Annotated in this window: 14 protein-coding genes; 7 read left to right on the plus strand and 7 right to left on the minus strand. The window is 64.0% G+C overall.

Features of this window, described 5'->3' with window-relative positions:
- Window positions 1-208 precede the first annotated feature (208 nt).
- Together cycA and IRZ56_RS22505 are read left to right on the plus strand one after the other, a co-directional pair.
- The gene (gene cycA, locus IRZ56_RS22500) at window positions 209-1,624 is read left to right on the plus strand and encodes a D-serine/D-alanine/glycine transporter (RefSeq protein ID WP_196146961.1); all 1,416 of its coding nucleotides are present in this window, start codon (window positions 209-211) and stop codon (window positions 1,622-1,624) included.
- Between the two features lie 39 nt (window positions 1,625-1,663).
- Entirely contained in the window at window positions 1,664-2,182 is a 519-nt protein-coding gene (locus tag IRZ56_RS22505; RefSeq protein ID WP_196146962.1) for a GNAT family N-acetyltransferase, read from the plus strand.
- A 101-nt stretch (window positions 2,183-2,283) separates the two neighbouring features.
- On the opposite strand, the gene IRZ56_RS22510 is transcribed toward IRZ56_RS22505, so the two are convergent.
- Both IRZ56_RS22510 and cbpA read right to left on the minus strand, forming a co-directional pair.
- A complete protein-coding gene (locus IRZ56_RS22510) occupies window positions 2,284-2,589 on the minus strand; it encodes a chaperone modulator CbpM (RefSeq protein WP_196146963.1) in 306 nt (101 codons plus the stop codon).
- A 2-nt stretch (window positions 2,590-2,591) separates the two neighbouring features.
- Window positions 2,592-3,539, minus strand: a complete 948-nt coding sequence (gene cbpA, locus IRZ56_RS22515; protein WP_196146964.1) for a curved DNA-binding protein — start codon at window positions 3,537-3,539, stop codon at window positions 2,592-2,594.
- A gap of 164 nt (window positions 3,540-3,703) precedes the next feature.
- Here cbpA and IRZ56_RS22520 point away from each other — a divergent pair, with 164 nt between their 5' ends.
- A complete protein-coding gene (locus IRZ56_RS22520) occupies window positions 3,704-4,975 on the plus strand; it encodes an Hsp70 family protein (RefSeq protein ID WP_196146965.1) in 1,272 nt (423 codons plus the stop codon).
- An 87-nt stretch (window positions 4,976-5,062) separates the two neighbouring features.
- Here IRZ56_RS22520 and IRZ56_RS22525 read toward each other — a convergent pair whose 3' ends face one another.
- From IRZ56_RS22525 to IRZ56_RS22535, 3 genes are all read right to left on the minus strand, one after another.
- Window positions 5,063-6,070, minus strand: coding sequence for an AI-2E family transporter (locus IRZ56_RS22525; RefSeq protein WP_084854268.1), 1,008 nt, complete (start codon window positions 6,068-6,070; stop codon window positions 5,063-5,065).
- Window positions 6,071-6,141: 71 nt separating this feature from the next.
- Window positions 6,142-6,414, minus strand: coding sequence for a PsiF family protein (locus IRZ56_RS22530; protein ID WP_196146966.1), 273 nt, complete (start codon window positions 6,412-6,414; stop codon window positions 6,142-6,144).
- A 74-nt stretch (window positions 6,415-6,488) separates the two neighbouring features.
- A complete protein-coding gene (locus IRZ56_RS22535; RefSeq protein WP_196146967.1) occupies window positions 6,489-7,274 on the minus strand; it encodes an AraC family transcriptional regulator in 786 nt (261 codons plus the stop codon).
- Window positions 7,275-7,417: 143 nt separating this feature from the next.
- Between IRZ56_RS22535 and IRZ56_RS22540 the strand changes: the two genes are divergently transcribed.
- A complete protein-coding gene (locus IRZ56_RS22540) occupies window positions 7,418-8,311 on the plus strand; it encodes a DMT family transporter (protein ID WP_196146968.1) in 894 nt (297 codons plus the stop codon).
- Here IRZ56_RS22540 and IRZ56_RS22545 read toward each other — a convergent pair.
- The gene (locus tag IRZ56_RS22545) at window positions 8,292-9,182 is read right to left on the minus strand and encodes an esterase/lipase family protein (RefSeq protein WP_196146969.1); all 891 of its coding nucleotides are present in this window, start codon (window positions 9,180-9,182) and stop codon (window positions 8,292-8,294) included. The two genes, IRZ56_RS22540 and IRZ56_RS22545, sit on opposite strands and share 20 nt — an antisense overlap.
- 125 nt (window positions 9,183-9,307) lie before the next feature.
- Between IRZ56_RS22545 and osmE the strand changes: the two genes are divergently transcribed.
- Both osmE and IRZ56_RS22555 read left to right on the plus strand, forming a co-directional pair.
- Entirely contained in the window at window positions 9,308-9,649 is a 342-nt protein-coding gene (gene osmE, locus IRZ56_RS22550; RefSeq protein ID WP_084854257.1) for an osmotically-inducible lipoprotein OsmE, read from the plus strand.
- Window positions 9,650-9,696: 47 nt separating this feature from the next.
- Window positions 9,697-10,227 carry a ferritin-like domain-containing protein gene (locus IRZ56_RS22555; RefSeq protein ID WP_196146970.1) on the plus strand — a complete coding sequence of 177 codons (531 nt, stop codon included), beginning with the start codon at window positions 9,697-9,699 and terminating at the stop codon, window positions 10,225-10,227.
- A 116-nt stretch (window positions 10,228-10,343) separates the two neighbouring features.
- On the opposite strand, the gene IRZ56_RS22560 is transcribed toward IRZ56_RS22555, so the two are convergent.
- Window positions 10,344-12,407: an AsmA family protein gene (locus IRZ56_RS22560; RefSeq protein WP_196146971.1), complete on the minus strand. Its 2,064-nt coding sequence runs from the start codon at window positions 12,405-12,407 to the stop codon at window positions 10,344-10,346.
- A 327-nt stretch (window positions 12,408-12,734) separates the two neighbouring features.
- Between IRZ56_RS22560 and IRZ56_RS22565 the strand changes: the two genes are divergently transcribed.
- The coding region (locus tag IRZ56_RS22565) for a phage infection protein (protein ID WP_196146972.1) at window positions 12,735-13,192 on the plus strand (458 nt) is incomplete at its 3' end.

A 13,192-nucleotide genomic window follows, 5' to 3' on the forward strand; every position in this document is an offset into this window, starting at 1 on the left:
AGCCGGCTCCCACAAGGGTGGGTGCGCCCCTGTGGGAGCCGGCTTGCCGGCGATGAGGCCACCCCCATGCAACCATTGACGCCCGTCATGTCGAGCATCGCGCCGTGCCACCAAGGTCGTGCCGATCTGCCACATCCGTGATTGGGACGCGCGTGTTAGCCTACCTAGCTTTCCCACAAGAAGACCGACCCTCAATGGAATGCAGCCCATGACCCGGACCTCCTCCACACCGGCAGACGATACCCATCTGCAACGCAACCTCACCAACCGCCATATCCAGTTGATCGCCATCGGTGGCGCCATCGGCACCGGCCTGTTCATGGGTTCGGGCAAGACCATCAGCCTGGCGGGCCCGTCGATCATCTTCGTCTACATGATCATCGGCTTCATGCTGTTCTTCGTCATGCGCGCCATGGGCGAACTGTTGCTGTCGAACCTCAACTACAAGTCGTTCATCGATTTCTCCGCCGACCTGCTCGGCCCCTGGGCCGGCTATTTCACCGGCTGGACCTACTGGTTCTGCTGGGTCATCACCGGCATCGCCGACGTGATCGCCATCGCCGCCTATTCGCAGTTCTGGTTCCCCGACCTGCCCCAGTGGATACCCGCGCTCACCTGCGTGGCGGTATTGCTGTCGCTGAACCTGATCACTGTGAAGATGTTCGGCGAGATCGAATTCTGGTTCGCCATGATCAAGATCGTCGCCATCCTGGGCCTAGTCGCGACAGGCCTGTACATGGTGATCACCGGCTTCGAGTCACCTGCCGGGCGCACGGCGCAGCTGGCCAACCTGTGGAACGACGGCGGCATGTTCCCCAACGGCCTGATGGGCTTCTTCGCAGGTTTCCAGATCGCCGTGTTCGCCTTCGTCGGTATCGAGCTGGTAGGCACCACCGCCGCCGAGGCGAAGAACCCCGAACGCACCCTGCCACGGGCAATCAACTCCATCCCGGTGCGCATCATCGTGTTCTACGTGCTCGCGCTGATCGCCATCATGGCCGTCACCCCATGGCGCGACGTGGTACCAGGCAAGAGCCCGTTCGTTGAACTGTTCGTCCTGGCCGGCCTGCCAGCGGCGGCGAGCATCATCAACTTCGTGGTGCTGACTTCGGCGGCGTCCTCGGCCAACAGCGGCGTGTTCTCCACCAGCCGCATGCTCTACGGCCTGTCCCAGGAAGGCGACGCGCCCAAGGCCTTCGAGAAGCTGTCGCGGCGGGCCGTGCCGGCCAACGGCCTGTACTTCTCCTGCACCTGCCTGCTGCTCGGGGCCGTGCTGATCTACGTGATCCCCGACCTGGTCGAGGCCTTCACCCTGGTCACCACGGTCTCGGCGCTGCTGTTCATGTTCGTCTGGACGCTGATCCTGCTGTCGTACCTGACCTACCGTAAACACCGCGACGCGCTGCACCAGGCCTCGACCTACAAGATGCCTGGCGGGCGCCTGATGTGCTATGTATGCCTGGTGTTCTTCGCCTTCATCCTGGTGTTGCTGAGCCTGGAGGCCGATACCCGCGCTGCGCTGGTCGTCACGCCGCTGTGGTTCGTGATCCTGGCCGCGACCTACCAGATGGTGCGGAGCAAACGTCACCCACGCACCGCCGTGCGTGGCAACCAGGACAGCTGAAGCTGCCCCAACCCGCACAGCCCCTTGCGAGCCGCCACCATGCGCCATGAAATCCGCGAAGCCCAACCCGAAGACGTCCCCGGCATCCTCGACATCTACAACGACGCCGTGCGCAACACCCTGGCGATCTGGAACGAAGCGCCGGTGGACCTGGCCAACCGTCTGGCCTGGTTCGCCGCGCGGGCCGAACAGGGCTACCCGATCCTGGTGGCGGTGGATGACAGCGGCGTGCTGGGCTACGCCTCGTTCGGTGACTGGCGGCCATTCGAAGGGTTTCGCCACACGATCGAGCATTCGGTCTACGTGCGCAGCGACCAACGCGGCAAGGGCCTGGGCCTGATGCTGCTCGAGGCCCTGATCGCACGAGCGCGGGCGTGCCGCAAGCATGTGATGGTCGCGGCGATCGAAAGCGGCAATGCGGCTTCGATCCGCCTGCACGAGCGGCTGGGCTTCGTGGTGACCGGGCAGATGCCGCAGGTGGGGGTGAAGTTCGGCCGCTGGCTGGACCTGACCTTCATGCAGCTGATGCTTGACCCAGGGGCCGAGCCAAGGGACTGAAGGATGGCCCGATCGCGGGACAAGCCCGCTCCTACAGGGGGGCAGCGCTAACCCAATGGTTTTCTGCATGACAACGCAGCCGAAGGGCTTGGAAAGCCCCTTCACATATGAATGAAGCGCCCCAACCGCTGGCGCAGCATGCTGTTCTCGCTGCGCAGTTGCTGCACCTCGTCCAATAGCTCCAAGGCCAGGGCCACGCCCTCCCATTCCAGCTCCAGTTCCTGGTGCAGCTTCACCGCCCGCTTGGCCAGCAACGGCGCCTGATCGTCGAACAACCAGTCCTCCGGCGTTCGCCCCGAGGGTTCAACGATGCCGTGCTCGACGATTTCGATCACGCAGTCAGCCGTGATGTCGGCTTCCTGGCAGAGGGTTCGCATGTCCAGTTGAACGATCAGGGTGCTGCTCATGATCAACTACTCCATTGTGTCCTCGGATTGAACGCGGCCTTCTCGGAGAGCTTGGCCCAGAGTTCGCGCGTGGTGGCGTCCGACTGGGTGGGCATCACCACCTTGAGCTGGGCGTAGAGATCGCCACGCTCGCCCTGCTTGTTCGCCAGGCCCATGCCCTTGACCCGCAGGCGCTGGCCGCTCTGGCTGTCGGGGCGGATGGTCAGGTTGATCTTGCCGGTCAGCGTCGGCACCGCCACCTTGGCCCCCAGGGCCGCTTCCCATGGCGCCAGGGGCACGGTGATGATCAGGTCATGCCCTTCGACATCGAATAGCGGGTGCGGTGCCATGCGGATGGTCAGGAACAGGTCGCCATTGGCCCCGCCACCGATACCCGGGGCGCCCTGGCCCTTGAGGCGGATGCGCTCGCCATCGGTTACCCCGGCAGGAATCTTGACGTTGAGGGTCTTGGTGGTGAACCCGGTACGCTGCCCGGCCGCGTTGGTCTGCGGGACCTGGAAACTGATCTGCTTGGATTCCTTGCTCAGGGTTTCTTCGAGGAAGATCGCCAGTTCCAGCTCCACGTCCTGCCCTCGCCTGCCCGCGCTGCGCTGCTGACCACGACCGAACGGATTGCCGCCCCGGGCGCCGAAGATCGAACTGAAGAAATCGGAGAAGTCTCCGCCTTCGAAACCACCGCCGCCGCCACGGCTTTCCCAGCCCGGCGGCGCCTGGAACGGCCTGCCGTGCTGGCCGCCGTACTTGCGAATCTCGTCGAACTCAGCGCGTTTCTGGGGGTCGCCCAGCACTTCGTAGGCCTCGTTGGCCTCCTTGAATTTTTCCTCGGCGTCGCGCTCCTTGCTGACGTCGGGGTGATACTTGCGCGCGAGCTTGCGGTAGGCGGCCTTGATCGCCTTGTCATCCGCCGTCGGCTCCACGCCGAGTATCTTGTAATAGTCTTTGAAGTCCATCTAAGGCATCACCGTTGGAAATTTTTACGATGTTTCTGAAGATTGGGGTCAAGCATAGCCTTTCAAGGTTCGCCTGGGGTTGCTGCAGAGCAGACGACCGGTCTTGATTTAGCTGGCCACTGGCATAAACTGCGCGGCCGTTTTGCCTCCGGAAGCTGCTCCCCATGTCTGACGTATCCCCGGCCCGTGCCTGTGGCATCGACTTCGGCACCTCCAATTCCACGGTCGGCTGGCACCGCCCCGGCGTGGAATCGCTGATCGCCCTGGAAGACGGCAAGATCACCCTGCCCTCGGTGGTCTTCTTCAACATCGAGGAGCGTCGCCCGGTCTACGGCCGCCTGGCCCTGCACGAATACCTGGAGGGCTACGAAGGGCGCCTGATGCGTTCGCTCAAGAGCCTGCTTGGGTCCAAGTTGATCAAGCATGATACCAGCGTGCTGGGTACCGCCCTGCCGTTCAAGGACCTGCTGGGCATGTTCATCGGCGAGTTGAAGAAGCGCGCCGAGGCCAGCGCCGGCCGTAGCTTCGACGAAGTGGTACTGGGCCGCCCGGTATTCTTCGTCGACGAAGACCCGGCAGCCGACCAGGAGGCCGAGGACACCCTGGCCGAGGTGGCCCGCAAGATCGGTTTCAAGGAGGTCTCGTTCCAGTACGAGCCGATCGCCGCAGCCTTCGACTACGAGTCTGGCATCAGCCGCGAAGAGCTGGTACTGATCGTCGACATCGGCGGTGGTACCTCCGACTTCACCCTGATCCGCCTGTCGCCGGAGCGCCATTTGCTAGCCGAGCGCCAGAGCGACATCCTCGCCACGGGCGGCGTGCACATCGGCGGTACCGACTTCGACAAGCAACTGAGCCTGCAAGGCGTGATGCCGTTGTTCGGCTATGGCAGCCGAATGAAGAGCCAGGCCTTGATGCCCACCAGCTACCACCTCAACCTGGCGACCTGGCACACCATCAACTCGCTGTATTCGCAGAAATCGCAACTGGCCCTGGGCAGCATGCGCTACGACATCGAGGACACCTTGGGGATAGATCGGCTGTTCAAGCTGATCGAGGAACGTGCCGGGCACTGGCTGGCCATGGAAGTGGAAGCGAGCAAGATCGAGCTGACCGAGCACGAAAGCCGGCGTATCGACCTGGGCCGCATCGAGCCGGCGCTGGCCGTGGACCTGACCCGTGCGCTGTTCGAGGAGGCCATCGAGGGGCTGCTGGAGCGGGTGCGCGGTAGCGTCAGCGAACTGCTGAACAAGGCCGGCGTGAGCGAGGGGCAAGTGGACACTGTGTTCTTCACCGGCGGCTCCAGCGGTATCCCGGCACTGCGCAACAGCGTGGCAGCGATGCTGCCCAATGCCCGCCATGTCGAAGGCAATATCTTCGGCAGCATCGGCAGCGGCTTGGCGATCGAGGCGCGCAAGCGCTACGGCGTAGCCTGATGTTGTTGGGGCTGCTGCGCCGCCCTTTCGCGGCACAAGGCCGCTCCTACAGACGCGAAAGGGCCGCAAAGCGGCCCCAGCCATCACTCAGACCAACTCCGCCCGCTTCAGCTCGCTTTTGAGGTAGGCATAGTAGATCGGCCCCGCCACCACCCCTGGCAACCCGAACGCCGCCTCGAACACCAGCATCGCCAGCAACAGCTCCCACGACTTGGCACTGATCTGCCCGCCGACGATCCTCGCGTTGAGGAAATACTCGACCTTGTGGATCACGATCAGGTAGCCCAGCGCTGCCACCGCCACCCAGATCGACAGCGACAAACCGACGATGGTGATCAGCGTGTTGGACATCAGGTTGCCGATCACCGGCAGCAGCCCCAGCAGGAAGGTCAGCACGATCAGGGTCTTGGTCAGCGGCAGGTGAACGCCGAACAGTGGGAACACCACGGCCAGGAAGATCCCGGTGAAGAAGGTGTTGAGCAAAGAAATCTTGATCTGCGCGAAAACGATGTTGCGAAACGCCTGCACCAACAGGCTCAGGCGCTCGAACAGCGCCGCGGCCAATGGCTTGCGCCGGGAGATGTCGGGGATACGCTGCAGGGCGACGATGGCACCCAGGATCATGCCGATCAGCAAGGTGACGAACATGTGCGCCATGCCCTTGCCCACCAACTGCAGCTCGCCTAGGTGGCTCTTGAGCCAGTCGCCGATGGCCACCTTGAACTCGGCGGCGCTGGCCGGCAGGTAGCCTTCGATGAACGGCGGCAATTGGCTGCGGGCGCGCTCGACGAGGCCCATGAACTTGTCCAGCGAAGCGCCGGGGTTTTCCGCCTCGTGCAGCAGGAAGCTGAAGGCACCCGCGATCAGCAGTGTCAGGGTGCTGACCACCAGGGTGCCGAGCAGGGCCACGGCCAGCCAGCGCGCACGCTGCCCAGCAATGACCGGTTGCAACCGGGGGGTGAGCATGTTGACCAGCTCGAACACCAGCAGGCCGGCCAACAGGCTGGGTAACAGTTTCAGGGGCAACGCCAGCAGCAGGCCGGCAAACACGATGATCCAGCTGGCCAGGGTGACCTGGCGGGGGGTGAAGGTCATACAGCCTCAACGGCAGACAACGGGAGAGAACCGCAGTCTGCCAGCCTTCGCCGTACAAACATAGGCGCAGGTCACTTCTTCTTGAGGCAGTCGCTCATGAAAGCCTTGCGCTCATCGCCCTTGAGGGCCTTGGTGGTGGCATCGGCGTTACAGGTCTTCATCTTCTCCTGCTGGGTGGTCTTCAGGCATTTGCTCATGAACGCCTTGCGCTCGTCACCCTTGAGGGTTTGCGCGGTAGCTTCGGCGTTGCAGGTCTTCATTTTTTCTTGCTGCGCAGTGGCGGCGAATCCCTGCCCGCTGATCATCACACCCAATACCAGCAATGGTACGTGCAGCATCTTCATGAAGCGGTCTCCTTGTCTCCACGCTGTGTGCGCGGTCGTCGAGCAGAGTGTAGACAAATTTTGTCACTCCCTGATCAGCCCATGCGCGCCCGCCGCCGGTACTGCTCCGGCGTGCAATGGGCCTGGCGCTGGAACATGGCGATGAACGCCGAGGCAGTGCTGTAGCCGAGGTCAAAGGCGATGGCCTGAATCGGCAAGCCCGCCTCCAGCGCCTCGATCGCACGCAGGAACCGCAGGCGCAGGCGCCACTCGCCGAAGCTGATCCCCAACTCACGCAGAAACTGGCGCGCCAGGGTCCGTTCGCTGACGAATACCTGGCTGGCCCAGTCGGCCAGCGGGCGGTTGTCCCCGGGCTCGGCATGCAGGGCGTCGAGCACCTGGCGCAGGCCCTCGCTGCGGGCGAAGGGCAGGTAGCAGCGCTGAGTCGGCGCCAAGTGCAGTTGGTCGAGCAGTACCTGGACCAGGCGCTGGTCGCGCTCGTCCCGCGCCACCTTGAGGTCGCGCTGGGCGAAGTCGCCGAGGATGGCCTTGAGGATGTCGCTGATGACCAGGCTACAAGGGGCCGTCGGCAAGCCCTGGCACAATTCCCGGTCTAGATAGACCGAGCGATAGACGATGGCCTGGGGGTTGTAGCAACCATGCTCGATGCCCGGCGGTACCCACACGGCATAATGCGGCGGCGAGACGAAGCGCTGTCCCTCGACATCCAGGTGCATGACGCCGTGGGCAGCATAGTTGAGCTGGCCCCAGGGATGACGGTGCGGGGCGCTGTGGGTGTCGGCGCTGAACTCGTCATAGCGGAAGTACACCGGGGCCGGGAGCTGATCGAAGGTCGGGATGTCGAGGTATTTGCGGGCCATGTTGGCTGCTTCGTGGGGTGAATTGTCCGTTTGCAAGTATAGGCATATGGACAGACAAGGGATAATGACTGCCAGTCGGCGCCGCCGCGTGCCCCTTTCGCAGCAGCCCCAAAACCTCGCGACACCAAGAGATCCACCGCCACATGAATTACCTGTTCCCCCTGCTTGCGATCCTCATCTGGGCCGGCAATACCGTGGTCACCAAGATGTCCGCAGGCGCTATCTACCCTGCGGAAATCGGCTTCTACCGCTGGTTGCTGGCCGGCCTGCTGTTCACCCCGTTCCTCTTGCCTCAGGTCTGGCGCAACCGCGCGGCCATCGCCCCGCACCTGGGCAAGATCTTCGTCCTTGGCGTGTTGGGCATGGCCCTGTACCAGAGCCTGGCCTACTTCGCCGCCGGCATCACCAGTGCCACCAACATGGGCATCATTCTCTCGCTGATGCCGTTGATGTCGCTGGCCCTGGCCATCGCCTGGCTGGGCCAGCGGCTGACCTTCGGTGCGCTGTTCGGTGCCCTGGTGTCGTTCTTCGGCGTACTGGAAGTGGTCTCGGCAGGCCAACCCGCAGCGCTGCTGCACCAAGGCCTGAACAGCGGCGACCTGATGATGCTGGTGGCCACCTTCGCTTATGCGCTGTACAGCTTCCTGCTGAAGAAATGGCAACTGCGCGTGCCCGCGATGCAACTGCTGTACTTGCAGGTGCTGGTGGCGGTCATCGTGCTGCTGCCGTTGTTCGTGCTGTCACCGAAGACCGGCCTGAGCGCGCACAACATCGGCCTGGTGCTGTATGCCTGCGTCCTCGCTTCGATGGTCGCCCCCCGGGTGTGGATGCAGGCCGTGCATCGTCTGGGCCCGAGCCGTACCACGCTGTTCTTCAACCTGCTGCCGGTGGTCACTGCGGTGATCGCCGCCCTGGTGCTGGACGAGCACCTGGCCAGCTACCACCTGTACGGCGGCGTGCTGACGCTGCTGGGCGTGCTGCTTGCCGAGCGCTGGACCACGCCGCTGCGCAAGGTCACTACAGCCCCGCGGCCTTGAGCCTTGCGGCATGCTCGGCGAACAAGCGCACCGGGTCGGCACCCTTGCCTACGGCGCCGAGGGACTGGTTGACGATGTCCAGGTGGTCCAATGGATAGTCGTCGCCGATCACCTGGCCAAGGTGCGAGCTGTAACGCCCGACCATGCCATCGCACTGGCCCCGCTCCCGTACGAAGGTACGGGCGAACAGGCGGCAGAAGCGGTTGCTACCATCGAAGCGGTTGCGCCCCTGGTCGGTGCGCCCGGGCTGCAAGGTCCCAGACCAGGAGTAATAGCGCACGCCATCGACCTCATAGGCGCCTTCGCCGCCCCAGGTCGTCGGCAAGCCCTGTGGATACGCCTGGTTGAAGCGGGCGACCCCGGCCGTGGTGAAGGACTGGTGCGAGGCGTGCACATCGATGGGCAGCGGGTCGCGGCGCCAGCCGGTCTCCAGCCACACCAGCAACACGGCCAGGGCATGCAAGGCCGCCTTGAGCAGCCGCCCCTGGGGTGAATCGCCTGGCGCCTTGCGCTCAAGGTAGTCGGCCAGCTCCGACCCCTGGTTGGGGCCCGCCACCGAAGTCACCGAGGCCACCCGGTCGGGGCGCTGGGCCGCGGCGTAGCGGGCGCTCAAGGCGCCCTGGCTATGGCCGATCAGGTTGACCCGCTCGGCACCGGTACGCCGGCAGATATCCTCGATGATCGCCAACAACTGCTCGCCACGCAGCTCGCTGCAATGCAGCGGCGAGACCTGCACAGGGAACACCTGCGCACCGCCCCGGCGCAGCGCTGGCACGATGCCGAACCAGTAGGGGTAGAGCAGCACCCGCACGAAACCGAGCATGCCCGGTACCAGCACCAACGGGTAGCGCGTGGCCAACGCCTGGTTCATGGCTCCCTCCCCTCTCCTGGGCGATGCGCCCAACACTACCGCGTAGGGTCTGGCCATCGCAATCGAACTCCTGGCGTGCGGTGCGGTTCCAAACCAGAACAGACCCCTGAGCAAGGAGCGGGACCATGTACAAGCAGACCCTGGCAATTCTTTTGACCAGCGCGGCCCTGGCCGGCTGCGGCAGCCACCCGGAAAACCCGGTGGACTACGTGACCTACCGGGACGAGCCGCTGGTCAAGCAGGTGGAAAACGGCATGACCATGCAGAAGGTCATCGCCATCGGCGGCAGCCCTTCGAGCGCCACCGACCTGCCCAATGGCGGCACCTGCAATGACTACATTCTCAACCGTGACGGCCACCAGCAGCCGTACTACGTGCGCTTCGATGCCACCGGTCATGTCGACGCCAAGGGCTTCAAGACCTGCAAGCAACGAGAAGAGGACCGCGAGGCCGTCCCCGGCGCCTGAGCCCTCCCTGATTGACCGTGACCCACCTGATCCTTTCGGAGATGACCATGAACACGACTGAACTGACCGACGTGCAGACCCTGCGCGAGCGAGCGCGGCAACACGTCGAGCAAGGCGCCGTGACCGAAGGCTACAGTGCCGACCGCGACAAGATCCTGCGCCTGCTCAACGAGGCCCTGGCCACGGAGCTGGTGTGCACCCTGCGCTACAAGCGCCACTACTTCATGGCCAGCGGCATCAAGGCCAGCGTAGCGGCCGACGAATTTCTCGAACATGCCAACCAGGAAGCCGAGCACGCCGACAAGCTGGCCGAGCGCATCGTTCAGCTCGGTGGCGAACCGGACTTCAACCCGGACAACCTGAGCCAGAACGCCCACGCCCAGTACGTGGCGGGTAATTCTTTGAAGGAAATGGTGCTGGAAGACCTGGTGGCCGAGCGCATCGCCATCGACAGCTACCGCGAGATCATCCAGTACATCGGCGAGAAGGACCCGACCACGCGGCGCATCTTCGAAGAGATCTTGGCCCAGGAAGAAGAGCATGCCGACGACATGGCGGACCTACTGAAAGGGTTGTAGATCGCTGGGGCTGCTTTGCAGCCCTTTCGCGGCACAAGGCCGCTCCTACAGACACCGTGCAGGACCTGTAGGCGCGGCCTTGTGCCGCGAAAAGGGCCGCAAGTGGCCCTCTTGCACTATTTCCTGCCCTTCACCGCAGCCGGCGCTTTGCCCGCCTTCATCCGCTCGAGCAATGGCGTGCACTGGTTGGGCACATCCCCACTGGGCGCGATCAACGCCAGCAGCCCCGCCGCCGGCCCGATGGCCACGCCCAGGGCAACCATCCCCGCCCCACGCAACGCCAGCGGTACTGCTTGCACTCCGGCGCGCGGGTTGGCGAAGGTGCCGCGCACATAAAGCGGCGAACGCAGCGAGAACAGCCGCACCCCCTTGGACTCAGGCGTGATCTTCAGGTCCAGCTGTTCACTGGCGAAATTCGCCGTGCCGTTGACATAGATGATCGCGTTCTCGGTGTCGAAGACGAACAGCCGCGTAGTCGCCAGGCCATCCTTGATGCCGACATCGGCCGCCGCGCAGTTGATCTTCACTTCCTCGTCGCCGAACAGCTTGCCCAACACATAATTGCCCACGTTGAGCCCGGCGATCTCCATCAGGCTGCGGCTGATGGCCCCGTCGTTGATCAGCAGGCTCAGGTCACCGTTCGAGGTGCCCAGCAAGGCCGCCACCGAATTGCCGCGCCCACTCAGGTCGGCATCACCGTTGAGCTCGCCGAAGCTGGTCTGCATCGGTGCGAAGGTCGGGAACAATTGCTTGAGCTTGAAGCCACGGGCCGACAACCGTGCCCTGCCCTGCAGCGGCACGCTGCGGCCATCCAGGCGGATGTTCGAATTCAGGTTGCCGCCGGCCACGCCAAAACGCAGGGGCTCCAGGCGCAGCACGCCATCCTCCAGGACCACATGGGCAGACAGGTCCTTGAACGGCAGTTGCTCACTGTGAACGATGCGCTTGCCGCTGAAGGTGACGTCGGCATCCATGGCCCGCCAGCGCTCGGTACGAAATTCCTCCACCGGCAGCACCTTGCCTGCTGGCTGCTTGCTCGCCCCGCCGCGGGCCTTCTGCTCGGCGTTGGAGTCAGCGCCGATCAGCGGCGCCAGGTCCTTGAACAGCAGCTGGTTGGACACCAGCGTGCCGGAGAGCCTGGGCCGTGGCTTGCTGGCGACGAAGGCCAGGTCGCCATGGATATCGCTGTTGCCGATCTTGCCGTTGAAGCCTTCATAGCGGAACCGCGCACCCTCGGGCTCGTGCAGGTTGGCAATCAGGTGGCCATCGGTGGCATAGGCCGGGGTATCGGGCAGGGTCACGCCGGTCAGCGGGTAGAGGTTGCCCAGGCTGCTGCCGGACAAGCGCAGACGCAGGTCCAGCGCGCCGAGGTTGCGCGGATCGGTCAGGGTGCCAGCGAGCGCCACCCGGGTATCACCGATGCGTGCATCGGCCTGCAGCGGGAATGGCTGGCTGGCGTCCTGCAAGGCCAGCAGGCCACCGATCTTGCCGGTGCCGGACACGGCCTGGCCCTTGTAGGTGCCCTGGGCCTTCAGGCCGAAGGCGTAGTCCTGGGCGCCACCGGCCTTCTCGGCGCTGGCCTTGCCGACGATCTCGCTGAACGGGATCGGCTTGCCCAAGGGGTCGATCTGCACCTTCATGCGGGTCTTGAGGGTCTGGTCGTCGAAACGCACGTTGCCTTGATCGAAGCCGATGGCGCCAATGTCCAACACCCAGTTGGATGGCTCGGCGTTCTCGTCCTTGGGCCCGAAATCGAAGGTCCAGTTGGCGCGGCCGTCGGCCAGGCGAGTGAGGCTCGCGGTCGGCTTGGTGAGGTCGATGCGTGGAATGACGATCTGCTGGAACACCAGCGGCACCGGCGCCAGGCGGAAGGCCACGCGCTCCAGGCCGACCATGCGTGGCTCCTCGAGCCAGTCGGGGTTGCCCAGGGTGAGGTCCTCGGCAACGAAATGCGGCCAGGGCACCCAGGCCCGCCAGCCGCCTTCCTCGGGTTCGCGGCGCCACTGCACGGCAAGGTTGCCATTGATCGCGAATGGCCTGTGCAGGGCTTCGGACACCTTCTCGTTGAGCAGCGGCTTGACGCGGTTCCAGTCGAATGTGGCGATCACCACCACCAGTATCGCCAGCAGGGTCAACAGGCTGGTGAGGATCCAGGTGAGGATTCGGATGGGACGCGTCATTGCGTGATTCTCCTGACTGCATAGCACAAAGCGGGTGCGACGGGGCACATAGTATTTCGGACTGATGAAAACCCGCTGGGTTTTATCGATGGCGATGATAACGGAGATTTTCCTGGCGCCTTTCTCAGCTTTTGGTCGGCTGTCACCGGACCATTGCCAGGCCCACACGTTTCCTCAAGGCCCTGAAAGCCTCGAGCCAGAGCCTTCTTTCGCTGTATCAATGCCGTCGATTGTTACCATTATCCGTATGAACTTCTCTCTGGAGTTACCAAGCGTAGCATTGGCCTCGTACCCACTTTCCCAGCCCCCCAGAGGAGCACCGAGATCATGAAACGCCACCTGCTGCTGAGCCTTGCCCTGTCTGCCCTTGCCGCCAACGCCTTCGCCCTGCCGGCCGAGGAACAACACCTGAACGCCGAGTCGCGCTCCAGCGCCGCCACTGTTTCGCAACCGCTGAACACCCTGGCAGAAGGTGGCTCCGATCGTTTGATCGAGCGTAACAACCGCGTCGCCGAAGGCGGCTCCGATCGCCTGATCGAGCGTAACAACCGCGTCGCCGAAGGCGGTTCCGATCGCCTGATCGAGCGTAACAACCGCGTCGCCGAAGGCGGTTCCGATCGCCTGATCGAACGTAACAACCGCGTTGCCGAAGGCGGTTCCGATCGCCTGATCGAGCGTAACAACCGCGTTGCCGAAGGCGGCTCCGATCGCCTGATCGAGCGTAACAACCGCGTTGCCGAAGGCGGTTCCGATCGCCTGATCGAGCGTAACAACCGCGTTGCCGA

The organism is Pseudomonas guariconensis (genome assembly GCF_015680235.1).
In the GTDB taxonomy this organism is placed as follows: Bacteria; Pseudomonadota; Gammaproteobacteria; order Pseudomonadales; family Pseudomonadaceae; genus Aquipseudomonas; species Aquipseudomonas guariconensis_A.

Excerpts from the sequence above, each read along its gene's own strand:
- IRZ56_RS22535 (WP_196146967.1), bottom strand. The coding sequence starts at position 7,274 with ATGGCCCGCAAATACCTCGACATCCCGACCTTCGATCAGCTCCCGGCC.
- IRZ56_RS22555 (WP_196146970.1), top strand. The coding sequence starts at position 9,697 with ATGAACACGACTGAACTGACCGACGTGCAGACCCTGCGCGAGCGAGCG.
- IRZ56_RS22525 (WP_084854268.1), bottom strand. The coding sequence starts at position 6,070 with ATGACCTTCACCCCCCGCCAGGTCACCCTGGCCAGCTGGATCATCGTG.
- IRZ56_RS22510 (WP_196146963.1), bottom strand. The coding sequence starts at position 2,589 with ATGAGCAGCACCCTGATCGTTCAACTGGACATGCGAACCCTCTGCCAG.
- IRZ56_RS22530 (WP_196146966.1), bottom strand. The coding sequence starts at position 6,414 with ATGAAGATGCTGCACGTACCATTGCTGGTATTGGGTGTGATGATCAGC.
- IRZ56_RS22545 (WP_196146969.1), bottom strand. The coding sequence starts at position 9,182 with ATGAACCAGGCGTTGGCCACGCGCTACCCGTTGGTGCTGGTACCGGGC.
- IRZ56_RS22520 (WP_196146965.1), top strand. The coding sequence starts at position 3,704 with ATGTCTGACGTATCCCCGGCCCGTGCCTGTGGCATCGACTTCGGCACC.
- cbpA (WP_196146964.1), bottom strand. The coding sequence starts at position 3,539 with ATGGACTTCAAAGACTATTACAAGATACTCGGCGTGGAGCCGACGGCG.
- cycA (WP_196146961.1), top strand. The coding sequence starts at position 209 with ATGACCCGGACCTCCTCCACACCGGCAGACGATACCCATCTGCAACGC.
- IRZ56_RS22505 (WP_196146962.1), top strand. The coding sequence starts at position 1,664 with ATGCGCCATGAAATCCGCGAAGCCCAACCCGAAGACGTCCCCGGCATC.
- IRZ56_RS22540 (WP_196146968.1), top strand. The coding sequence starts at position 7,418 with ATGAATTACCTGTTCCCCCTGCTTGCGATCCTCATCTGGGCCGGCAAT.
- IRZ56_RS22560 (WP_196146971.1), bottom strand. The coding sequence starts at position 12,407 with ATGACGCGTCCCATCCGAATCCTCACCTGGATCCTCACCAGCCTGTTG.
- osmE (WP_084854257.1), top strand. The coding sequence starts at position 9,308 with ATGTACAAGCAGACCCTGGCAATTCTTTTGACCAGCGCGGCCCTGGCC.